Annotated in this window: 20 protein-coding genes; 18 read left to right on the top strand and 2 right to left on the bottom strand. The window is 62.9% G+C overall.

The features are described from left to right. Positions 1 to 27: 27 nt before the first annotated feature. The 13 genes from N7E70_RS18740 (at position 28) to N7E70_RS18680 (ending at position 11,410) form a co-directional block, all read left to right on the top strand. Complete coding sequence (locus N7E70_RS18740; protein ID WP_067962338.1) at positions 28 to 231, top strand: dodecin family protein; 204 nt, start codon at positions 28 to 30, stop codon at positions 229 to 231. Between the two features lie 92 nt (positions 232 to 323). Next, positions 324 to 689 (top strand): PRC-barrel domain-containing protein, encoded by a 366-nt coding sequence (locus N7E70_RS18735; protein WP_263007269.1) that lies wholly within the window; start codon positions 324 to 326, stop codon positions 687 to 689. A gap of 422 nt (positions 690 to 1,111) precedes the next feature. Continuing rightward, positions 1,112 to 2,386 carry a phosphopyruvate hydratase gene (eno, locus tag N7E70_RS18730; protein ID WP_067966597.1) on the top strand — a complete coding sequence of 425 codons (1,275 nt, stop codon included), beginning with the start codon at positions 1,112 to 1,114 and terminating at the stop codon, positions 2,384 to 2,386. Between the two features lie 133 nt (positions 2,387 to 2,519). Further along, complete coding sequence (locus N7E70_RS18725; protein ID WP_154387072.1) at positions 2,520 to 2,849, top strand: FtsB family cell division protein; 330 nt, start codon at positions 2,520 to 2,522, stop codon at positions 2,847 to 2,849. 173 nt (positions 2,850 to 3,022) lie between these two features. After that, on the top strand, positions 3,023 to 4,066 hold the full coding sequence (gene pdhA / locus N7E70_RS18720) for a pyruvate dehydrogenase (acetyl-transferring) E1 component subunit alpha (RefSeq protein ID WP_067962334.1): 1,044 nt from the start codon (positions 3,023 to 3,025) through the stop codon (positions 4,064 to 4,066). Between the two features lie 14 nt (positions 4,067 to 4,080). Next, positions 4,081 to 5,469 (top strand): pyruvate dehydrogenase complex E1 component subunit beta, encoded by a 1,389-nt coding sequence (locus tag N7E70_RS18715; protein WP_263007268.1) that lies wholly within the window; start codon positions 4,081 to 4,083, stop codon positions 5,467 to 5,469. Positions 5,470 to 5,487: 18 nt separating this feature from the next. Next, entirely contained in the window at positions 5,488 to 6,864 is a 1,377-nt protein-coding gene (locus N7E70_RS18710) for a pyruvate dehydrogenase complex dihydrolipoamide acetyltransferase (RefSeq protein ID WP_263007267.1), read from the top strand. A 50-nt stretch (positions 6,865 to 6,914) separates the two neighbouring features. Beyond that, complete coding sequence (locus N7E70_RS18705) at positions 6,915 to 7,553, top strand: SGNH/GDSL hydrolase family protein (RefSeq protein ID WP_154387069.1); 639 nt, start codon at positions 6,915 to 6,917, stop codon at positions 7,551 to 7,553. 3 nt (positions 7,554 to 7,556) lie between these two features. Then, the gene (locus tag N7E70_RS18700; RefSeq protein WP_067962329.1) at positions 7,557 to 8,138 is read left to right on the top strand and encodes a GNAT family N-acetyltransferase; all 582 of its coding nucleotides are present in this window, start codon (positions 7,557 to 7,559) and stop codon (positions 8,136 to 8,138) included. A 15-nt stretch (positions 8,139 to 8,153) separates the two neighbouring features. After that, positions 8,154 to 9,599, top strand: coding sequence for a dihydrolipoyl dehydrogenase (gene lpdA / locus N7E70_RS18695; RefSeq protein WP_067962327.1), 1,446 nt, complete (start codon positions 8,154 to 8,156; stop codon positions 9,597 to 9,599). Positions 9,600 to 9,681: 82 nt separating this feature from the next. Continuing rightward, positions 9,682 to 9,963 carry a GlsB/YeaQ/YmgE family stress response membrane protein gene (locus N7E70_RS18690; RefSeq protein WP_067962325.1) on the top strand — a complete coding sequence of 94 codons (282 nt, stop codon included), beginning with the start codon at positions 9,682 to 9,684 and terminating at the stop codon, positions 9,961 to 9,963. A 12-nt stretch (positions 9,964 to 9,975) separates the two neighbouring features. Continuing rightward, entirely contained in the window at positions 9,976 to 10,938 is a 963-nt protein-coding gene (gene lipA / locus N7E70_RS18685) for a lipoyl synthase (protein ID WP_067962324.1), read from the top strand. A gap of 10 nt (positions 10,939 to 10,948) precedes the next feature. After that, positions 10,949 to 11,410: a type II toxin-antitoxin system RatA family toxin gene (locus tag N7E70_RS18680; protein WP_067962323.1), complete on the top strand. Its 462-nt coding sequence runs from the start codon at positions 10,949 to 10,951 to the stop codon at positions 11,408 to 11,410. On the opposite strand, the gene N7E70_RS18675 is transcribed toward N7E70_RS18680, so the two are convergent. Both N7E70_RS18675 and N7E70_RS18670 read right to left on the bottom strand, forming a co-directional pair. Beyond that, positions 11,386 to 11,892, bottom strand: coding sequence for a CinA family protein (locus tag N7E70_RS18675; RefSeq protein WP_263007266.1), 507 nt, complete (start codon positions 11,890 to 11,892; stop codon positions 11,386 to 11,388). The two genes, N7E70_RS18680 and N7E70_RS18675, sit on opposite strands and share 25 nt — an antisense overlap. After that, positions 11,889 to 13,112, bottom strand: a complete 1,224-nt coding sequence (locus N7E70_RS18670) for a bifunctional 2-C-methyl-D-erythritol 4-phosphate cytidylyltransferase/2-C-methyl-D-erythritol 2,4-cyclodiphosphate synthase (protein ID WP_263007265.1) — start codon at positions 13,110 to 13,112, stop codon at positions 11,889 to 11,891. Before N7E70_RS18670 ends, N7E70_RS18675 begins: the two co-directional genes overlap by 4 nt. Positions 13,113 to 13,252: 140 nt before the next feature. Here N7E70_RS18670 and dusB point away from each other — a divergent pair, with 140 nt between their 5' ends. From dusB to ntrX, 5 genes are all read left to right on the top strand, one after another. Further along, positions 13,253 to 14,281, top strand: coding sequence for a tRNA dihydrouridine synthase DusB (dusB, locus tag N7E70_RS18665; RefSeq protein ID WP_263007264.1), 1,029 nt, complete (start codon positions 13,253 to 13,255; stop codon positions 14,279 to 14,281). Next, the gene (locus N7E70_RS18660) at positions 14,278 to 15,414 is read left to right on the top strand and encodes a two-component system sensor histidine kinase NtrB (protein ID WP_067962316.1); all 1,137 of its coding nucleotides are present in this window, start codon (positions 14,278 to 14,280) and stop codon (positions 15,412 to 15,414) included. The genes dusB and N7E70_RS18660 overlap by 4 nt, the downstream gene beginning before the upstream one ends. Beyond that, on the top strand, positions 15,411 to 16,868 hold the full coding sequence (gene ntrC / locus N7E70_RS18655) for a nitrogen regulation protein NR(I) (RefSeq protein ID WP_067962314.1): 1,458 nt from the start codon (positions 15,411 to 15,413) through the stop codon (positions 16,866 to 16,868). Before N7E70_RS18660 ends, ntrC begins: the two co-directional genes overlap by 4 nt. Positions 16,869 to 16,962: 94 nt before the next feature. Then, positions 16,963 to 19,296 (top strand): sensor histidine kinase NtrY-like, encoded by a 2,334-nt coding sequence (locus N7E70_RS18650; RefSeq protein ID WP_376769283.1) that lies wholly within the window; start codon positions 16,963 to 16,965, stop codon positions 19,294 to 19,296. Beyond that, positions 19,286 to 20,647, top strand: coding sequence for a nitrogen assimilation response regulator NtrX (ntrX, locus tag N7E70_RS18645; protein ID WP_067962312.1), 1,362 nt, complete (start codon positions 19,286 to 19,288; stop codon positions 20,645 to 20,647). Before N7E70_RS18650 ends, ntrX begins: the two co-directional genes overlap by 11 nt. Positions 20,648 to 20,679: the final 32 nt, after the last annotated feature.

The raw sequence follows: 20,679 nt of genomic DNA, 5'->3' as shown, positions 1-20,679 counted from the left end.
ACTGAGCGTATCAGCCGGAGAGCCTCCATGTCTGTTGCCCGCGTTACCGAAATCACCTCGTCGTCGACCAAGAGCTTCAAGGACGCCATCGAAGAGGGCATTGCGCGCGCCTCGAAGACGCTCAAGAATGTCGAGGGCGCCTGGATTCAGGACCAGAAGGTCGTCGTCGAGGATGGCAAGATCGTCGCCTACCGGGTCAACATGAAAGTGACCTTCATCCTCAACGACTGAACCGCCGGCATTCCTGTCGCCGGAAATATCGGGGAACCTCCACGCCGGGGGATCGTTAGTCCTGCATCCACAAACCAACGAGGAGCAGGATCATGACGACAGTCACTGGTCACACCAAAGCCATTCCCGCATCCAGGGTCATCGGCACCAACGTTTACAACACGTCGGGCGAGACCATCGGAACGATCGAGGACGTGATGCTCGACAAGCTGTCGAACGGCATCATGTTTGCCGTCATCGGTTTCGGCGGATTCCTGGGCATTGGCGAGCGCTACCACGCCATACCGTGGTCGACGCTGGACTTCGACAAGGGTCGCGGCGGCTATGTCGTCCCGTTTTCCAAGGAGCAGCTCAAGGCGGCACCCTCCTACTCGGTGAACGAACTGACCGAGGACGATGGCCGTCTGGCGCGCGATGCATCCTATGAACACTATGCCGTCGAGCCTTACTGGCACTAGGCGTGCTGGTGGCGAATGGCTGACAAGCAAAAAGCCCCGCCGAAGCGGGGCTTTTCTTTTGTGCCGGCGACTTACCTTGGTGTCGGTAGTATCCGCACCTGCGACACGCCTTGCGGGGGCGGTTGACTGTCGCATGAGGTCAGAAACGCCGCGGCGATGAAGAACAAACTCAAGATACCACTCAACTCGGACATGGCGAAACTCCCTCTGTTTCGCCCCGCGCGCCCGCAGTTTACCCGAAAGTTTGGCCGATGCCTGCCTGTTCGGATGAATTATGATGACAGCGTTTTGTCTAAAGTGAATCCCGCGGCTGACGCAGCGTGATATTTGGCCGCCCGCGATTGCGTTTTCCTGATCTTTGGCTAAGACGGGCGCGGAAATCCAACCGATCCATCTGCGATCAGCTCCCGGGGATGCCTCACATGACAGCAATCATCGATATCGTCGGCCGCGAGATTCTCGACAGCCGCGGCAATCCCACCGTCGAGGTGGACGTGGTTCTCGAGGACGGCTCGATGGGCCGCGCCGCCGTTCCGTCTGGCGCCTCGACCGGCGCCCATGAGGCGATGGAACTGCGCGACGGTGGCCCGCGCTATCTCGGCAAGGGCGTCGAGCGCGCCGTCGAAGCCGTCAATGGCGAGCTGTTCGAGGCAATCGGCGGCATGGAAGCCGAGAACCAGATCCACATCGACCAGACGATGATCGAGCTCGACGGCACGCCCAACAAGAGCCGCCTCGGCGCCAACGCCATCCTTGGCGTGTCGCTCGCCGTTGCCAAGGCCGCTGCCGAATCGTCGGGCCTGCCGCTCTACCGCTATGTTGGCGGCCCGAACGCCCGCGTCCTGCCGGTGCCGATGATGAACATCATCAATGGCGGCGCGCATGCCGACAATCCGATCGACTTCCAGGAGTTCATGATCATGCCGATCGGCGCGCCTTCGCTGCGCGACGCCGTGCGCTGGGGTTCGGAAATCTTCCACACCCTGAAGAAGGGGCTGAAGGACGCTGGCCACAACACCAATGTCGGCGACGAAGGCGGCTTCGCGCCGAACCTCAAGAGCGCGCAGGCTGCGCTCGACTTCGTCATGGCATCGATCGAGAAGGCCGGCTTCAAGCCGGGCGAGGACGTGGCACTCGCGCTCGATTGCGCTGCGACCGAGTTCTTCAAGGGCGGCAACTATGTCTATGAAGGCGAGAAGAAGACCCGCGATCCCAAGGCCCAGGCCAAGTACCTGGCCAAGCTCGCCGCCGACTACCCGATCATCTCGATCGAGGACGGCATGGCCGAGGACGACTGGGAAGGCTGGAAGTACCTGACCGATCTGTGCGGCGACAAGGTGCAGCTGGTCGGCGACGATCTGTTCGTTACCAATTCGGCCCGCCTGCGCGACGGCATCAAGATGGGCGTTGCCAACTCGATCCTGGTCAAGGTCAACCAGATCGGCTCGCTGACCGAGACGCTTGACGCCGTCGAGACCGCGCACAAGGCAAGCTACACCGCCGTCATGTCGCACCGTTCGGGTGAGACAGAGGATTCGACCATTGCCGATCTCGCCGTTGCCACCAACTGCGGACAGATCAAGACCGGCTCGCTCGCCCGTTCGGATCGCACCGCCAAGTACAACCAGCTCATCCGCATCGAGGAAGAGCTCGGCAAGCAGGCGCGCTTCGCCGGCAGGTCGATCCTGCGCGGCTGATCGCTTGTTGCATAGATGATTGAAAAAGGCGGGATGTTTCCCGCCTTTTTTGGTTCTGGAAGCGGGTGAGCACCAGACCGTAACGCTCCATTAAGCACAATGGAGCGACAAGAGCCTGAAAGAGGTTCTGACCATGTGGACACGCCAGCATAAGCAGACAAACACCGGGCGCCTGATCGTGCCGGCGCTGGCGGTGATGTTCCTGTCCTATTTCGGCTTCCACGCCTATCATGGCGAATTCGGTATCTATTCCAAGTACAGGCTCGAGGCGCGCGCCATCGAACTCCAGGCCCGGCTGGACACGGTCAGGGCGCAACGCCTCGATGTCGAGCGCCGCGTCCACATGCTCCACGACGGCTCGCTGGAGAAGGACATGCTTGACGAACAGGCGCGCAACGCCTTGAATATGTCCCATGCTGATGAACTGACCATAATGCGGCCATCCGGGCGCCGTATTAACTGACTTCCAGTTAATCAACAAGAAATCCAACGTTTTTAGGCGCTTAACCGCATGCCTGCTATGCATTTTTCCGCATGGCGCAGCGTCACTCACCATGCTAGCGTTTGGACATGGAGAGGAGAGATTATGCATGATCTCCTCATTGTCCGCAAAGAGACGCCACTAGGGAGTGATGCATGGCCACCGCAGCCAAAAAAGCGCCTGCCAAATCTAGATCCGATTCAAAATCCCTTTCAGCGCCGGTAACACCCAAGCCGGTCGATTTCACCAAGGAACAGGACCTCGCGGCATATCGCGAGATGCTTCTGATCCGCCGCTTCGAGGAAAAGGCCGGCCAGCTCTACGGCATGGGCTTCATCGGCGGCTTCTGCCACCTCTATATCGGTCAGGAAGCGGTCGTCACCGGCTTGCAGATGTCGCTGATCGAAGGCGACCAGATGATCACTGCCTATCGCGATCACGGCCACATGCTTGCCATGGGCCTGTCGGCGCGCGGCGTCATGGCGGAACTGACCGGGCGTCGGGGCGGCTTGTCGAAAGGCAAGGGCGGCTCCATGCACATGTTCTCCAAGGAAAAGCATTTTTACGGCGGCCATGGCATTGTCGGCGCCCAGGTGTCGCTCGGCACCGGCCTGGCCTTCGCCAACCGCTATCGCGAAAATCCGAATGTTTCGGTGACCTATTTCGGCGACGGCGCTGCCAACCAGGGCCAGGTCTATGAGAGCTTCAACATGGCCGCGCTGTGGAAGCTGCCGGTGATCTACGTCATCGAAAACAACCGCTACGCCATGGGCACCGCCGTTACGCGTGCTTCGGCCGAGACGGATTTCTCGCAGCGCGGCGTGTCCTTCAAGATTCCGGGCATCAAGGTCGACGGCATGGACGTGCGCGCGGTCAAGGCCGCTGGCGATCTCGCCACCGAATGGTGCCGTTCGGGCAACGGTCCGATGATCCTCGAGATGGAAACCTACCGCTATCGCGGTCACTCGATGTCTGATCCGGCCAAGTACCGCTCCAAGGACGAAGTGCAGAAGATGCGCTCCGAGCACGACCCGATCGAACAGGTCAAGGCGCGCCTCATCGCCAAGAAGTGGGCCAGCGAAGACGACCTCAAGGCGGTCGACAAGGATGTTCGCGACATCGTGGCTGACGCCGCAGACTTTGCTCAGACCGATCCCGAGCCGGATGCTTCCGAGCTCTGGACCGACATCTTGATCTAAGGGAGGGCGCGAACATGCCGATCGAAATTCTCATGCCTGCGCTCTCGCCGACGATGGAAGAGGGCAATCTTTCCAAGTGGTTGAAGAACGAAGGCGACAAGATCGTCGCCGGCGACGTCATCGCCGAAATCGAAACCGACAAGGCGACCATGGAAGTGGAAGCTGTTGACGAGGGCACCCTCGGTAAGGTCCTGATCGCCGCCGGCACTGAAGGTGTCAAGGTCAACACGCCGATCGCTGTGCTTTTGCAGGACGGCGAAAGTGCTGCCGACATCGGTAAGGGTGCTGCGCCTGCCAAGGCCGAGGCACCCGCTGCCGCGGCAGCACCGGCCGCTGCCGCTGGTCCGGTTGCCGCCACCCCTGTCGCTGCCGCGCCCAAGACTGAAGTCGCTGCCGACCCCGACATTCCCGCCGGCACTGAGATGGTGTCGACGACGGTGCGTGAAGCGCTGCGCGATGCCATGGCCGAAGAAATGCGCCGCGACGGTGACGTCTTCATCATGGGCGAGGAGGTCGCCGAGTACCAGGGCGCCTACAAGATCACCCAGGGCCTGCTGCAGGAGTTCGGCCCGCGCCGCGTCGTCGATACCCCTATCACCGAGCACGGCTTCGCCGGCGTCGGCGTCGGTGCTGCGATGACCGGCCTCAAGCCGATCGTCGAGTTCATGACCTTCAACTTCGCCATGCAGGCGATCGACCAGATCGTCAACTCGGCTGCCAAGACGCTCTACATGTCGGGTGGCCAGATGGGCGCGCCGATCGTCTTCCGTGGACCGAGCGGTGCGGCTGCCCGCGTCGCGGCCCAGCACTCGCAGTGCTATGCCGCATGGTACAGCCACATTCCGGGGCTCAAGGTGGTGATGCCGTACTCGGCAGCCGACGCCAAGGGCCTGCTCAAGGCTGCCATCCGCGATCCGAACCCGGTCATCTTCCTCGAGAACGAAATCCTCTACGGCCATTCCTTCGACGTGCCGAAGCTCGATGATTTCGTTCTGCCGATCGGCAAGGCGCGCATCCACAAGACCGGCAAGGACGTCACCATCGTGTCGTTCGGCATCGGCATGACCTATGCGATCAAGGCCGAGGCAGAACTTCGCGGCATGGGCATAGATGCTGAAATCATCGATCTCCGCACCATCCGTCCGCTCGACTTCGACACCATCATTGCCTCGGTGAAGAAGACCAACAGGCTGATCGTGGTGGAAGAGGGCTTCCCGCAGTCGTCGGTCGGCGACCACATTGCCAACCAGGTGTCGCAGCGCGCCTTTGATCACCTCGACGCGCCTGTCATCACCATCGCCGGCAAGGACGTGCCGATGCCCTACGCCGCCAATCTCGAGAAGCTCGCTCTGCCGAATGTCGGCGAAGTGATCGAGGCGGTCAAAGCAGTCACGTATCGCTGACACGGGCGGGAGGTCATCATGCCGATCAATATCACCATGCCTGCCCTTTCGCCGACCATGGAAGAGGGCAATCTGGCCAAGTGGCTGGTCAAGGAAGGCGACAAGGTTTCGCCTGGCGACGTGATCGCCGAGATCGAGACCGACAAGGCAACGATGGAAGTCGAGGCCGTCGATGAGGGCACTGTCGCCAGACTGCTGGTTCCGGCCGGCACCGAAGGCGTCAAGGTCAATGCGCTGATCGCCATTCTCGCCGGCGACGGCGAAGATGTCGCGGCTGCAGTCAAGGGCGGCGATGCCGCTCCTGCCAAGGCAGACGCGCCGAAGGCGGAAGCACCTGTTGCCGCGGCACCTGTGGCGCCCGCTGCTGCTCCGGTCGTTGCCGCGCCCGTTGCTGCTTCGGCAGCCAAGCCGGCTGCGACCAACGGCGCTGCACCCTCCGGCGACGGCCGGACCTTTGCATCGCCGCTCGCCCGCCGCATCGCCAAGGATTCGGGCGTCGACCTTTCGGCTGTCACCGGCACCGGCCCACATGGCCGTGTCGTCAAAGCCGACGTCGAGGCTGCGATCTCGGGTGGCGGCGCCAAGGCTGCTCCTGCTGCCAAGGCTCCTGCCGGTGCTCCGGCTGCAGCACCCGCTGCCAAGGGCATGTCGGACGAACAGGTGCTCAAGCTGTTCGAAGAAGGCAGCTACGAACTCATCCCGCACGACAACATGCGCAAGACCATCGCGCGCCGTCTTGTCGAGGCCAAGAGCACCATCCCGCACTTCTATCTGACGCTCGACTGCGAGATCGACGCGCTGCTGGCGCTCCGCGCCCAGCTCAACGCGGCGGCGCCGGTGCGCAAGACTGAAAAGGGCGACGTGCCGGCCTACAAGCTGTCGGTCAACGACATGATCATCAAGGCGATGGCGCTGGCCCTGTCGGCCGTTCCCGACGCCAATGTGTCATGGACCGACCAGGCCATGGTCAAGCACAAGCACGCCGATGTCGGTGTTGCCGTGTCGATCCCGGGTGGCCTGATCACCCCGATCATCCGCCAGGCCGACATCAAGACGCTGTCTGTCATTTCCAATGAAATGAAGGACCTTGCCGGCCGGGCCCGCAACCGCAAGCTCAAGCCTGAGGAATATCAGGGCGGCACCAGTGCCGTCTCCAACCTCGGCATGTTCGGCATCAAGGACTTCTCGGCCGTCATCAACCCGCCGCACGCCACCATCCTGGCGGTCGGCGCGGGCGAGGAACGGGCGGTCGTCAAGAATGGCGAGATCAAGATCGCCAATGTGATGTCGGTGACGCTGTCGACCGACCACCGTGCCGTCGACGGTGCGCTTGGCGCCGAACTGCTCTCGGCCTTCAAGCGCTTCATCGAAAACCCAATGGGCATGCTGGTGTAGTTTCCCCATTTCCCCTCCCTTCCAAGGGAGGGGATTCGAGGACTTCAATCATGAAGACTGTGCTTTGTTACGGCGACTCGCTGACCTGGGGCTACGATGCCGCAGGTCCGGGCCGTCACGCGCTTGAAGACCGCTGGCCAAGCGTGCTGCAAGCCGAACTGGGCGAGGGCGTCGAAGTTATCGCGGAAGGGCTGAACGGCCGCACGACTGCCTTCGACGACAACCTTGCCGCTGCCGACCGTAACGGTGCGCGGCTTCTGCCGACCATCCTCGGCACTCATGCGCCGATCGATGTGGTCGTCATCATGCTCGGCGCCAACGACATGAAGCCTTGGATCCACGGCAACCCGCTGGCCGCGAGGCAGGGCATGGCGCGCCTCGTCTCCATCGTGCGCTCCTACGACCACGGCATGGGCCATGCCGCGCCAGAAATCCTGCTGGTTTCGCCGCCAGCTGTTAGTCGCACCGAAAATGCCGAGTACAAGGACATGTTCGCCGGCGGCGACGCAGCTTCGAAGCAGCTGGCCCCGCTTTATGCAGCGCTAGCCGACGAGGTCGGCTGCGGTTTCTTCGACGCCGGCTCCATCGCCGAGACGACACCGCTCGACGGCGTGCATCTCGATGCTCAGAACACGCGGGCGATCGGCACGGCACTCGCGCCGATCGTGCGCGTCATGCTGGAGCTCTAGAGCTTGGCTGGCGCTATCACCATCCGCAGGGCCGAGCGGCGCGATGCCGCCGAACTCGCCATCCTCGTCGACCTGTCATCGCACGGGCTGGCGTCATGGCTATGGTATGGCGCGGTGCTGGAAGGCACGACGCAGACGGCTCTCGAGCATGGCCGCAACCAGCTGCGTTGCGACGACGACCGTGCCGGCTGGAAAAATGCCAGCCTGGCCGAGGTCGATGGCGAGATCGCCGGTCTCGTGATCGGCCATGTCGTCGAACCGTCCTTTGCCGAAGAGGAAGCGCCTCACCCGGTGTTCGAGCCGATCCTCGTGCTTCAGCAACAGACCATCGGCCACTGGTTCATCGACAGCGTCGGTGTCTACCAGCACCATCGCGGACATGGCATCGGCAGAAAGCTCGTCGATCATGAGCTCGAGCGTGCCGGCGCCCGGCCGGTCAGCCTGATCACCGAAAGCGACAACGACGTGGCGCTTGGCCTCTACAAATCCTGCGGGTTTGAGGAAATCGCGCGCCAGCCATCCGTATCGACCGACACCTACAGCAAACAACACGACTGGGTGCTGCTCACCCGCAGCGCGACCTGAACAAGAGGCACACTCATGGCTGACAATTACGACGTCATCGTTATCGGCTCCGGCCCCGGCGGCTATATCGCTGCGATCCGCGCTGCCCAGCTCGGTCTCAAGACTGCAGTCGTCGAGCGCGAGCACCTCGCCGGCATCTGCTCCAACTGGGGCTGCATCCCGACCAAGGCGCTGCTGCGCTCGGCCGAAGTGCTGCATCTCGCCGAGCACGCCAAGAATTACGGCCTGAAGCTCGAAGGCTCGATCTCGCCCGACCTCAAGGCCATTGTCGACCGGTCGCGCGGCATCGCCCAGCGCATGAATGGCGGTGTCGGCTTCCTGATGAAGAAGAACAAGGTCGACGTCATCTGGGGCGAGGCCAAGCTTACCAAGCCCGGCCAGATCGTCGTGTCGAAATCGTCGAAAAAGCCGATGGAGCCGCAGGCGCCGTTGCCCAAGAACACGCTGGGTGAGGGCACCTACTCGGCCAAGCACATCATCGTTGCTACCGGTGCCCGTCCGCGCGCGCTGCCCGGCATCGAGCCGGATGGCAAGCTGATCTGGACCTATTTCGAGGCGATGGTGCCGCCGGAGATGCCGAAGTCGCTGCTGGTCATGGGGTCCGGCGCCATCGGCATCGAATTCGCCTCGTTCTACCGTACGATGGGCGTCGAGGTGACCGTCGTCGAAGTGATGCCAGCCGTCATGCCGGTGGAAGACGCCGAGATCTCGGCCTTCGCCAAGAAGCAGTTCGAAAAGCAGGGCATGAAGATCCATCTCGAAGCCAAGGTTACCAAGGTCGAGAAGGGCGCCAATTCGGTTACCGCCCATGTCGAGATGAAGGACGGCAAGATAGAGAAGATCACCGCCGACCGCATGATCTCGGCCGTCGGCGTGCAGGGCAATATCGAAAACATCGGCCTTGAAGCGCTCGGCGTGAAGACTGACCGCGGCTGCATCGTCATTGACGGCTACGGCAAGACCAATGTGCCTGGCATCTATGCCATCGGCGACGTCGCAGGTCCGCCCATGCTGGCGCACAAGGCCGAGCACGAGGCCGTCATCTGCGTCGAGAAGATCGCCGGCCTGCCCAACGTGCATCCGATGGACAAGCTCAAGATCCCAGGTTGCACCTACTGCAACCCGCAGGTCGCGTCCGTTGGCCTGACCGAAGCCAAGGCCAAGGAAGCCGGCCACGACATCCGCGTCGGCCGCTTCCCCTTCGTCGCCAACGGCAAGGCAATCGCGCTTGGCGAGGATCAGGGCATGGTCAAGACAATCTTCGACAAGAAGACCGGCCAGTTGCTCGGCGCGCACCTCGTCGGCGCCGAAGTGACCGAGCTGATCCAGGGTTTTGTCGTGGCGATGAACCTCGAAACGACGGAAGAAGAGCTGATGCACACCATTTTCCCGCATCCGACGATCTCGGAAACGATGAAGGAAAGCGTGCTCGACGCCTATGGGCGTGCGCTCAACGCATGACCGATACGCATCGGCGCGTCTGTTGCGGCGCGCCTGATGGAACTATATCAGCAGAACGTCCGCAAGTGGCCGGAGACGACTGATGGAACAGAGTTACGGAATCATGGGCATGCCGGGCGTCGGTTTCTTCGGCATGCTGCTCATCGGCTTCCTTGCCGGCTACGTCGCCGAGCGCACGATGAACCGCGACCACGGCTTCCTGACCAACATCCTCGTCGGCATCGCCGGATCGTTTGTCGGCGGCACTCTGGCGGGGCTGCTCGGTATCAATTATTACGGCTTCATGGGCAATCTGATCGTCGCCATCGCAGGCGCGGTCATCGTGCTCTGGATTTTCGGCCGCTCGCAAGCGCGTCGGCCTTGATAGGATAGACTGATGGTCACTGTGCTTGATCTCAAAGACCGTCCGCGCGCGCGGCACCCGGAAAAGGCCCACCGGCCCGATCAGGAGGTTCTGCGCAAGCCAGACTGGATCCGCGTTAAGGCGCCGGTGTCGCGCGGCTATCAGGAAACGCGCGAGATCGTGAAGTCGCACAAGCTGGTCACCGTCTGTGAGGAGGCCGGCTGCCCCAACATTGGCGAGTGCTGGGAAAAGAAGCACGCTACCTTCATGATCATGGGCGAGATCTGCACCCGCGCCTGCGCATTCTGCAATGTCGCCACCGGCATCCCGACGGCGCTCGACCCGAACGAGCCGGAGAGCGTGGCCAAGGCCGTCGCCCAGATGGGCCTGACTCACGTCGTCATCACTTCGGTCGACCGCGACGATCTTGCCGACGGCGGTGCCCAGCATTTTGCCGACGTGATCCACGCCATCCGCCGGCTGACGCCGACCACGACCATCGAGATCCTGACGCCCGACTTCCTGCGCAAGGAAGGGGCGCTGGAGATCGTGGTTGCCGCGCGCCCCGACGTCTTCAACCACAATCTTGAAACCGTGCCGTCGAACTATCTGACCGTTCGCCCCGGCGCGCGCTACTTCCATTCGATCCGCCTGCTGCAGCGGGTCAAGGAGCTCGATCCCTCTATCTTCACCAAGTCCGGCATCATGGTCGGGCTCGGCGAGGAGCGCAATGAAGTGCTTCAGCTGATGGACGACCTGCGCAGCGCCAATGTCGACTTCATGACCATCGGCCAGTACCTGCAGCCGTCGAAGAAGCACCACCCGGTCAAGAAGTTCGTGACGCCGGATGAATTCCAGTCCTACGCGACGGTCGGCAAGTCCAAGGGCTTCCTGCTCGTTGCCTCAAGCCCGCTAACGCGCTCGTCGCACCATGCCGGCGATGATTTCGCCAAGCTGCGCGCCGCGCGCGAAGCGCTGCTCACGAAAAAGGCCTGATCAGCGCCGGATGCCGAAATTCGAAACCACCCGTCACGTCGGCCACCCGCCGGACAAGATGTTTGCCCTGGTTGCCGACGTGGAGAAATACCCCGAATTCCTGCCGCTGTGCGAAGCACTCAACGTCCGCTCGCGGCGTGAGCGCGATGGACGTGAGATTCTCGTGGCCGACATGACCGTCGGCTACAAGGCATTCCGCGAGACCTTCACCACCCAGGTGCTGCTCACCCCTGACGAAAATACCATCGACGTCAAATATCTCGATGGCCCGTTTCGCTATCTCACCAATGAATGGAAATTCGTCCCAGCGCCCGACGGTGGCTCCGGCGTCGAGTTCTTCATCGACTACGAGTTCAAGAACCGCATCCTCGGCGCCCTGATGGGCACCATGTTCGACCGCGCCTTCCGCATGTTCGCCGAAGCTTTCGAGAAGCGCGCCGACGCGATCTACGGTCCGGCGAAGCCGGCCTGACCGACAGCCCGCAGGCCCAGTCCCAGCGCTGTCCTGACCGTCTCACGGCGGATGAAGTCGCGGCCCTTGTCTTCGAAGATGCGGAACTCCGCTTCCACTGGCGCGCCTTTGCGCGCGACGCCGAACCAGACCAGGCCGACTGGCTTTTCGGCCGAGCCGCCGCCGGGGCCGGCGACGCCTGTTACCGCAAGCGCCAGGCTGGCACGCGAATGGGCAAGCGCACCCGCTGACATTTCAAGCGCAGTTTCGCGCGACACCGCGCCGTGGACCTTGAGCGTCGCCTCGGAGACGCCGAGCATCTCCATCTTCGCTTCGTTGGAATAGGTGATGAAGCCGCGGTCGACGACGGCCGACGAGCCGGCAATGTCAGTCAGGGCAGCGATGATCATGCCGCCCGTGCAGCTTTCGGCCGTTGCGATCATGATGCCCTGGGTAAGGCAGGCGTCGAGCAGGGCCGAGGCGAGGGCGGTGACGTCGCTCATTCCGGCAGTTCCCCGGGATAGACCACGCTTGCGGTTGCGATCGCGGCGATGCCCTCTTCACGCCCGATGAAGCCGAGCTTCTCGTTGGTCGTTGCCTTGATCGAGATGCGCTCGGGCGCGATGCGCAGCATGTCTGCGAGTTCCGCCGTCATTTCCGCACGATGGGGACCGACCTTTGGCGCCTCGCAGATCAGCGTGACGTCGGCATTGGCGATGCGGCCACCGCGCGAGCGCACGATCGCCGCCGCATGTTCGACGAACTGGCGTGACGCGGCACCCTTCCACTGCGGGTCGGATGGCGGGAAATGGGTGCCGATGTCGCCGGCCCCGCAGGTGGCCAGCAATGCGTCGGTCAGCGCATGCAGTCCCACATCGGCATCGGAATGTCCGTTCAGCTTCTTCGAATGCGCGATCTTCACGCCGCACAGCCAGACATGGTCGCCTGCTTCGAATGAGTGCACGTCGTAACCGTTGCCGGTACGGACGTCGGGAAAGCTGATTGCTTGGCCGGAAAGGCGCTGATCGGCCATGGCGATGTCCTTAGCCCAGGTGAGTTTGACGTTGTCGGGCGAGCCGAGCACGAGGCGAACCGGGATGCCTGCCCATTCTGCGATGGCGGAATCGTCTGTGAAATCGCTGCGACCGGCCTCGAAGGCGCGCTGGTGCGCGGAAAAGATCGGATCGAAGGGAAAGCCTTGCGGCGTCTGCGCCGAATGCAGGCCCGCGCGCGGCACTGTTTCGGCCACGGTACGGTCGAAGGCTTCTTTCTTGAGGGTGTCGGAAACTGGCAGCGACGGCAGTGAGCCGTGACTGGCGTCGATGCCCGAAATGGCGCGATCGATGACTTCAGGGCTGATGAACGGCCTGACGCCATCATGGATCAGCACGGCCTGTGGCTTGGATTGCTGCAAGGCAATGAGCGCAAAGCGCGTCGAATCCTGGCGCGTGGCGCCGCCGACGACAGTGGTGACGCGCGCGGCCAGTTCGCCGGCAGCTGAGGCAAAAAGCTCGCTATCGTCGGCGTGGATGGCAACCGCGATCGGGCCAACCTTGGGGTGGTCGAGAAATGCCTTCAGCGTGTGCCAGATCACCGCCTTGCCGCCGATCCGGCGATATTGCTTCGGTCCGTCAGCCTGGCCGGCGCGTTCACCGCGCCCGGCCGCCACGACCACGACGGCGACGTTCGAATTCTGCTGGTTCGGCAACGGCTTCGGATTCATGAGCAGAGGCTTAGCCGCGAGCCCTCAGGAAGGCCAGAGGAATCCAGAAAGCGCCGCATTCGGCTGTCATTTCGCAGTTGCACAATGACCCGACAGTGGCTACTCATTGTGCAGCAGTGAATGGTGCTTTGTTTTTGTGCATGACTGATCTGGAAAAACTCGGCGAGCCGCTTTCGATCGGCGATGTGACAATCCGCAATCGGGTGTTCCTGGCGCCGATGTCGGGTGTCACCGACGAAGCCTTCCGCACGCGCGCTTATGCCCATGGGGCCGGCCTTGTCGTGTCGGAGATGGTGGCGAGCGGCGAACTGGCAAAGGGGCGCGGCTCCAGCGGCTTCCGCATCCGCCACTCCGGCCTGCCCGTGCACATGGTGCAGTTGGCCGGCCGCGAGGCAGCGCATATGGCCGAGGCCGCCCGCATCGCCGTCGGCGAAGGCGCCGATGTAATCGATATCAACATGGGCTGCCCGGCCAAGAAGGTGACGGGCGGTTATGCCGGCTCGGCGCTGATGCGCGACCTCGACTACGCGCTGACCTTGATCGATGCCGTCGTTGGCGCAGTCGACGTGCCCGTGACGCTCAAGATGCGGCTGGGCTGGGACGACGACGTGCTCAATGCCCCCGAACTGGCCCTCCGTGCTGAGCAGGCAGGCGTCCGGATGGTCACCGTGCATGGCCGCACGCGCTGCCAGTTCTATCAGGGCAAAGCCGACTGGCGCGCCATCGCGCGCGTCAAGCAGGCAGTCAGCATTCCCGTCGTCGCAAATGGCGATGTGGCGACACCGGGAGATGCGATGGGCATTCTCGAGCAGTCGGGTGCCGATGCCGTCATGGCGGGGCGTTCGCATTATGGTGCGCCATGGACTGCTGGCGTGATCGCCGCTGCCGCAGGCAGGAGCGGTGCAACTGATGTGCCCAGGTCGTCGTCCGAACTGGTCGACTATGTTGTTGCCCATTACGAGGACATGCTGGCGCTCTATGGCATCGCGAGTGGCCTGCGCCAGGCGCGCAAGCATCTCGGCTGGTATCTCGATCGCCACACCGCTTCACTGCCTGACGAGCTGCGCCGCCGGGTGCTGACATCGTTCGAGCCGCAGCAGGTGATTTCATCGCTGCGTGAAGCACTTGCGGCTTTCGGTGAATGCATGTTCGAAAGGAATGCGGCATGAGTTTCGACCGGGCGCCTCAGTCGGTTGATGCCGCGCAGATCGTGCTGAACACGATCCGTCGCCCGGTCATCATGATCGGGCCGGACAATTTCATCACTTTCGCCAATGCCGATGCCGAGGACTTCTTCCGTTCCAGTGCTGCCATGCTGTCGCGCAGCGAGCTGTCGCGCTTCGTGCCTTTCGGCAGCCCCATCCTGACGCTGGTCGAGCAGGTGCGCGAGCGCAACACGCCCGTCAACGAGTACCGCGTCGACGTCTCGTCGCCCCGGCTGGGCATCGAGAAGATGGTCGATCTCTACGTCGCACCTGCATCCGAGTTGCCGGGATCGGTGGTGGTGATGTTCCAGGAGCGCTCGATGGCCGACAAGATCGACCGTCAGATGACGCATCGCGGTGCCGCGCGCTCCGTCACCGGCCTGGCCGCGATGCTGGCGCATGAGATCAAGAACCCGCTCTCCGGCATTAGGGGGGCCGCGCAGCTTTTGGAGCTCTCCGCTTCCGACGAAGACCGCGCGCTGACGCGGCTGATCGTCGATGAAACCGATCGTATTGTTTCGCTCGTCGACCGCATGGAGGTGTTTTCGGATGAGCGACCTGTTGACCGCTATCCGGTAAACATCCACGTCGTGCTCGACCATGTGAAGGCGTTGGCCAGGAACGGCTTTGCCAATGGAATCAAGATCCTGGAGGATTACGATCCGTCGCTGCCGCCGGTTTATGCCAACCGTGACCAGCTGATCCAGGTGTTTCTCAACCTGGTCAAGAACGCCGCCGAGGCGATCGGCCACGACCCGCATGGCGAAATCACGCTGTCGACCGCCTTCAAGCCCGGCATCCGCATGTCGATCCCTGGCACACAGGATCGTGTCTCGTTGCCGCTGGAATTCTGCGTCCACGACAACGGATCGGGCGTGTCAGAGGACATCCTGCCGATCCTGTTCGACCCTTTCATCACCACCAAGCCCAATGGCTCGGGTCTCGGTCTGGCGCTTGTCGCCAAGATCGTCGGTGACCATGGCGGCGTGATCGAGTGCGATTCGACCCCGCGCGGCACCACCTTCCGCATCCTGATGCCTGCCTGGAAGGAACTGCCCGTGCATCTCGACGACGACAGCGAAGGAGCCCATCGATGAGCGTGCGCGGAAACATTCTTGTCGCCGACGACGATGCGGCGATCCGCACGGTGCTCAACCAGGCGCTGTCGCGCATGGGTCATGAGGTTCGCGTCACCTCCAACGCCGCGACGCTGTGGCGCTGGGTGGCGGCCGGCGAGGGCGATCTTGTCATTACCGACGTGGTGATGCCCGACGAGAACGCCTTCGACATGCTGCCGCGCATCAAGAAGGCGCGCCCGGAGCTGCCGGTTATCGTGATGAGCGCGCAGAACACATTCATGACCGCCATCCGCGCGTCGGAAACCGGTGCCTACGAGTATCTGCCCAAACCCTTCGATCTCACCGAGCTGCTAAGCATCGTCAATCGTGCGCTGTCCGAGCCACGGCGGCCGAAGAGCGACCAGCGTCATGACGAGCAGCCCGACGCCATGCCACTGGTCGGCCGTTCGGCGGCGATGCAGGACATCTACCGGATGCTCGCCCGCATGATGCAGACGGACCTGACCGTCATGATCTCGGGCGAATCGGGCACCGGCAAGGAGCTGGTGGCGCGCGCGCTCCATGAATATGGGCGTCGCCGCAATGGACCGTTCGTTGCCATCAACATGGCCGCCATCCCGCGCGACCTGATCGAATCCGAGCTGTTCGGTCACGAGAAGGGCGCTTTTACCGGGGCGCAGAACCGCTCCACCGGCCGATTCGAGCAGGCCGACGGCGGCACTTTATTCCTTGACGAGATTGGCGACATGCCGATGGAGGCGCAGACCAGGCTGCTGCGCGTGCTGCAGCAGGGCGAATACACCACCGTTGGCGGCCGCACCCCGATCAAGACCGATGTACGTATCGTCGCAGCCACCAACAAGGATCTGCGCACGCTCATCAACCAGGGCCTGTTCCGCGAAGATTTGTTCTATCGTCTCAATGTCGTGCCGCTTCGCCTTCCAGCGCTGCGCGAACGTTCGGAAGATGTGCCCGACCTCGTCCGCCACTTCTTCAAACTCGGCGTCAGCGAAGGGCTGCAGGCCAAGCGTATCTCGGCCGGCGGCGTCGAGTTGATGAAGCGCTATCCCTGGCCGGGGAATGTGCGCGAGCTGGAAAATCTGGTGCGCCGGCTGGCTGCACTCTATCCGCAGGACGAGATTTCGGCCGAAATCATCGAATCCGAACTCAAGACCGGCGAGCAGCCGGTTGTCCCAGGTGGCAATCTCATCCCCGACGATCTGTCGGTCGGCCAAGCGGTCGAACATTTCCTGCAGCGCTATTTCGCGATGTTCGCCGGCGACCTGCCGCCGCCCGGGCTCTACCAGCGCATCCTTGCCGAGGTCGAATACCCGCTGGTGCTCGCTTCGATGACGGCGACGCGCGGCAACCAGATCAAGGCCGCAGAACTTCTGGGCCTCAACCGCAACACGCTGCGCAAGAAGATCCGCGAACTCGGCGTCAACGTCTACAAATCGTCGCGGCCGGCCTGACGCGCGAACATCGCGTCGGGACTGAACACGCTCATCTGTCGATAGCCCGTCTAAACATTTTTGCTTCGGGCGAAAATGTTGCATAATCGCCACAATGCGTTGCATAGATGCGCCGCAATCAATGTCTCTACACGGCAGCATGGCGAGCCAGGCAAAACCTCTAAACGACAAGACGCCCGTACACCCCCGGCAGGAAGGTCGCCGCCTTCTCGCGCTTCCGGGCGTGCTGGCTATCGCCGCCGCGCTGGTTTCGGCAGCGGTGTCGTTCGCTATTCTGATCGGCGTCACCCCGATCACGCCTGATTCGACGACGACGCTGGCGCTGATCGCCATCAATGCCGTGCTGGTGCTGATCCTCGTCGGACTGATCGCCTTCGAGATCCAGCGCATCGTCATGGCCCGCAAGCGCGGCAAGGCCGCGTCGCGGCTGCATGTGCGCATTGTCACGATGTTCGCGCTGGTGGCAGCCTTGCCGGCGCTGCTTGTCGCCGTCGTCGCCTCGATCACGCTCGACATCGGCCTCGACCGCTGGTTCCAGATCCGCACCACGACGATCGTCAATTCATCGCTGTCGATCGCCGAAGCCTATGTCCAGGAAAACGCCCGCAACCTGCAGAGCACGACGCTGTCGATGGCCAACGACCTCGACAACAACCGTCCGCTCTACGGTCTCGACCGCAGCGGCTTCCTCGACTTCATGGGCCGGCAAGCGCAATTGCGGGCGCTGGCCCACGCGGCCCTGATCAGCGCCGACGGCTCCTTCGTCATGAGCGCCAAGACCGGCGCCGATTTCGCCATGCCCGAGCCTCCGGCCGTTGCGGTCCAGACCGCCGCCGACGGCAAGCCGGTGCTGATCGAGCCGAAGACGCGCAACATCGTCGGCGCCATCATCAAGCTGCGCGAGATCGAAGGGCTCTACCTCTACACGATCCGGCTGGTCGATCCGGAGGTGATCAAGGCGCGCCAGATCGTCACCGCCAACACCGAGGAATATCGCGACCTCGGCGCCAACCGGCGTACCACGCAGATCGCCTTTGCGCTGCTCTATCTCGGCCTGACGCTGATCGTCGTGCTGTCGGCGATCTGGACCGGTATTGCGGTCGCTGACCGCATCGTCCGGCCGATCCGCCAGCTGATCGGCGCCGCCGACGAGGTTGCCACAGGCAATCTCGACGTCTCGGTGCCGGTGCGGCAGTCGGATGGCGACGTCGGCGCGCTGAGTGACACGTTCAACAACATGCTGCTCGAGCTCAAGTCGCAACGCAACGAGATCCTGACCGCCAAGGACGTCATCGACGAGCGCCGTCGTTTCTCGGAAGCCGTGCTGTCGGGCGTTACCGCCGGCGTCATCGGCGTCGACCCTTATGGCAGCATCACCATCGTCAATCCGTCGGCGGAGGCGATGCTGGCAATCTCGGCTTCCGAGTCGCTTGGCCAGAACCTGTCGATCCTGTTGCCGCATGTCGGTCGCGTCTTCGAGATCGGCCGCAAGTCAGGCCGCGCCGTCTACCGCGAGCAGGTCACCTTCTACCGCGCCGGCGCCGAGCGCACCTTCAACGTGCAGGTGACGGTCGAGGAGGGCGAGAGCGAGGTCGGCGACAAGTCCTATGTCGTCACGATCGACGATATCACCGACCTAGTGACCGCGCAGCGCACCTCCGCCTGGGCCGACGTTGCGCGCCGCATCGCCCACGAGATCAAGAACCCGCTGACGCCGATCCAGCTGTCGGCGGAACGTATCCGTCGGCGCTACGGCAAGGTCATCACCGAGGACCGCGAGGTCTTCGACCAGTGCACAGAAACGATCATCCGCCAGGTCGGCGACATAGGCCGTATGGTCGATGAATTCTCGGCCTTTGCGCGTATGCCGAAGCCCGAGATGAAGGTGATCGACATCCGCGAACCGCTGCGCGAGGCGTCGTTCCTCGTCGAGGTCAGCCGCGCCGACATCGCCTTCGAGCGCGAGATCACGCCGGGACCGCTCAAGGGAACGTTTGACAGCCGCCTGATGGCCCAGGCTTTCGGCAATGTCATCAAGAATGCCGCCGAGGCGATCGAGGCGGCGGAACGCCAGACCGGTGAGGCCGGGTTCATCAAAATCCGGGCGCGGCGGGACGGCAACTCGATCCGCATCGATGTGATCGACAATGGCAAGGGATTGCCACGCGAGAATCGCCAGCGGCTGCTCGAGCCCTATATGACGACACGCGAGAAAGGCACGGGGCTCGGCCTCGCTATCGTCAAGAAGATTGTCGAGGACCACGGCGGAAGATTGGAACTTCACGACGCACCAGCCGATTTCCATGGCGGGCGCGGCGCGATGATCAGCATGATCCTGCCTGCGGCGGCCGAAGAGGCCGCGGCACCCAAGGGTGCCGACGACGCAGTACAGGGCAGAGAAACCGAAAAGGTCGGAAATGGCGTCTGATATTCTTATCGTTGACGACGAGGAAGACATCCGCGAACTGGTCGCGGGCATCCTGAGCGACGAAGGCCACGAAACCCGTACGGCGTTCGACGCCGACAGCGCGCTTGCCGCGATAGCGGATCGTGCGCCGCGTCTTGTCTTTCTCGACATCTGGTTGCAGGGGTCGCGGCTCGACGGCCTGGCGCTGCTCGACGAAATCAAGACGCTGCACCCCAATCTGCCTGTCGTGATGATCTCCGGCCACGGCAACATCGAAACGGCCGTTTCGGCGATACGCCGCGGCGCCTACGACTTCATCGAGAAGCCGTTCAAGGCCGACCGGCTGATCCTGATCGCCGAGCGCGCGCTCGAAACCTCGAAGCTTAGGCGCGAGGTTTCCGACCTCAAGATGCGTAGTGGCGAAACCCACGACCTGATCGGCATGTCGTCGGCGATGAGCCAGTTGCGCCAGACCATCGACCGTGTTGCGCCGACCAATAGCCGCATCATGATCATCGGCCCGTCGGGTTCGGGCAAGGAAATGGCCGCGCGCGCCATCCATGCGCTGTCGTCACGCAAGAACGGCCCGTTCGTCGCGCTCAATGCCGCGACGATCACGCCGGAGCGCATGGAGATCGAGCTGTTCGGCACCGAATCGAACGGCGGCGAACGCAAGGTGGGAGCACTCGAAGAGGCGCATCAGGGTATCCTCTACCTCGATGAAATCGCCGACATGCCGCGTGAGACGCAAAACAAGATCCTGCGCGTGCTCGTCGAGCAGCAGTTCGAGCGCGTCGGCGGCACCAAGCGGGTCAAGGTCGACGTGCGCATCATCTCGTCGACGGCGCAGAATCTCGAGGCGATGATCGCCGAGGGGCGTTTCCGCGAGGATCTCTATCACCGCCTGGCGGTCGTGCCGGTCATGGTTCCGGGGCTTGCCGAGCGCCGCGAGGACATTCCTTACCTCGTCGACAACTTCATGAAGCAGATGGCCAAGCAGGCCGGCATCAAGCCGCGCCGCATCGGCGACGACGCGCTCGCCGTGCTCCAAGCCCACAACTGGCCGGGCAACGTCCGCCAGCTGCGCAACAATGTCGAGCGCCTGCTGATCCTTGCCCGCAGCGACAACCCCGAAGCGCCGATCACGGCCGACTTGCTGCCGTCTGAAATCGGCGACGTCATGCCGCGCGCGCCCAACCAGTCGGACCAGCACATCATGGCGCTGCCACTGCGCGAGGCGCGCGAGATGTTTGAGAAGGAGTATCTGATCGCCCAGATCAACCGCTTCGGCGGCAACATCTCGAAGACGGCCGAATTCATCGGCATGGAGCGCTCCGCACTTCATCGCAAGCTCAAATCGCTTGGCGTCTAGCATGCTCGATGCGGTTTCAGCTGAGACGGTGG

The organism is Aminobacter sp. NyZ550 (genome assembly GCF_025628925.2).
Classification (GTDB): Bacteria; Pseudomonadota; Alphaproteobacteria; order Rhizobiales; family Rhizobiaceae; genus Aminobacter; species Aminobacter ciceronei.
The sequence above is the reverse complement of the archived record's forward strand: the minus strand, read 5'-3'. Positions and strand labels throughout refer to the sequence as shown.

Excerpts from the sequence above, each read along its gene's own strand:
- N7E70_RS18735 (WP_263007269.1), top strand. The coding sequence starts at position 324 with ATGACGACAGTCACTGGTCACACCAAAGCCATTCCCGCATCCAGGGTC.
- N7E70_RS18690 (WP_067962325.1), top strand. The coding sequence starts at position 9,682 with ATGGAACAGAGTTACGGAATCATGGGCATGCCGGGCGTCGGTTTCTTC.
- lipA (WP_067962324.1), top strand. The coding sequence starts at position 9,976 with ATGGTCACTGTGCTTGATCTCAAAGACCGTCCGCGCGCGCGGCACCCG.
- N7E70_RS18740 (WP_067962338.1), top strand. The coding sequence starts at position 28 with ATGTCTGTTGCCCGCGTTACCGAAATCACCTCGTCGTCGACCAAGAGC.
- N7E70_RS18660 (WP_067962316.1), top strand. The coding sequence starts at position 14,278 with ATGAGTTTCGACCGGGCGCCTCAGTCGGTTGATGCCGCGCAGATCGTG.
- dusB (WP_263007264.1), top strand. The coding sequence starts at position 13,253 with ATGACTGATCTGGAAAAACTCGGCGAGCCGCTTTCGATCGGCGATGTG.
- eno (WP_067966597.1), top strand. The coding sequence starts at position 1,112 with ATGACAGCAATCATCGATATCGTCGGCCGCGAGATTCTCGACAGCCGC.
- N7E70_RS18680 (WP_067962323.1), top strand. The coding sequence starts at position 10,949 with ATGCCGAAATTCGAAACCACCCGTCACGTCGGCCACCCGCCGGACAAG.
- N7E70_RS18675 (WP_263007266.1), bottom strand. The coding sequence starts at position 11,892 with ATGAGCGACGTCACCGCCCTCGCCTCGGCCCTGCTCGACGCCTGCCTT.
- lpdA (WP_067962327.1), top strand. The coding sequence starts at position 8,154 with ATGGCTGACAATTACGACGTCATCGTTATCGGCTCCGGCCCCGGCGGC.
- N7E70_RS18670 (WP_263007265.1), bottom strand. The coding sequence starts at position 13,112 with ATGAATCCGAAGCCGTTGCCGAACCAGCAGAATTCGAACGTCGCCGTC.
- pdhA (WP_067962334.1), top strand. The coding sequence starts at position 3,023 with ATGGCCACCGCAGCCAAAAAAGCGCCTGCCAAATCTAGATCCGATTCA.
- ntrX (WP_067962312.1), top strand. The coding sequence starts at position 19,286 with ATGGCGTCTGATATTCTTATCGTTGACGACGAGGAAGACATCCGCGAA.
- N7E70_RS18710 (WP_263007267.1), top strand. The coding sequence starts at position 5,488 with ATGCCGATCAATATCACCATGCCTGCCCTTTCGCCGACCATGGAAGAG.
- N7E70_RS18650 (WP_376769283.1), top strand. The coding sequence starts at position 16,963 with ATGCGTTGCATAGATGCGCCGCAATCAATGTCTCTACACGGCAGCATG.
- N7E70_RS18715 (WP_263007268.1), top strand. The coding sequence starts at position 4,081 with ATGCCGATCGAAATTCTCATGCCTGCGCTCTCGCCGACGATGGAAGAG.
- ntrC (WP_067962314.1), top strand. The coding sequence starts at position 15,411 with ATGAGCGTGCGCGGAAACATTCTTGTCGCCGACGACGATGCGGCGATC.
- N7E70_RS18705 (WP_154387069.1), top strand. The coding sequence starts at position 6,915 with ATGAAGACTGTGCTTTGTTACGGCGACTCGCTGACCTGGGGCTACGAT.
- N7E70_RS18725 (WP_154387072.1), top strand. The coding sequence starts at position 2,520 with ATGTGGACACGCCAGCATAAGCAGACAAACACCGGGCGCCTGATCGTG.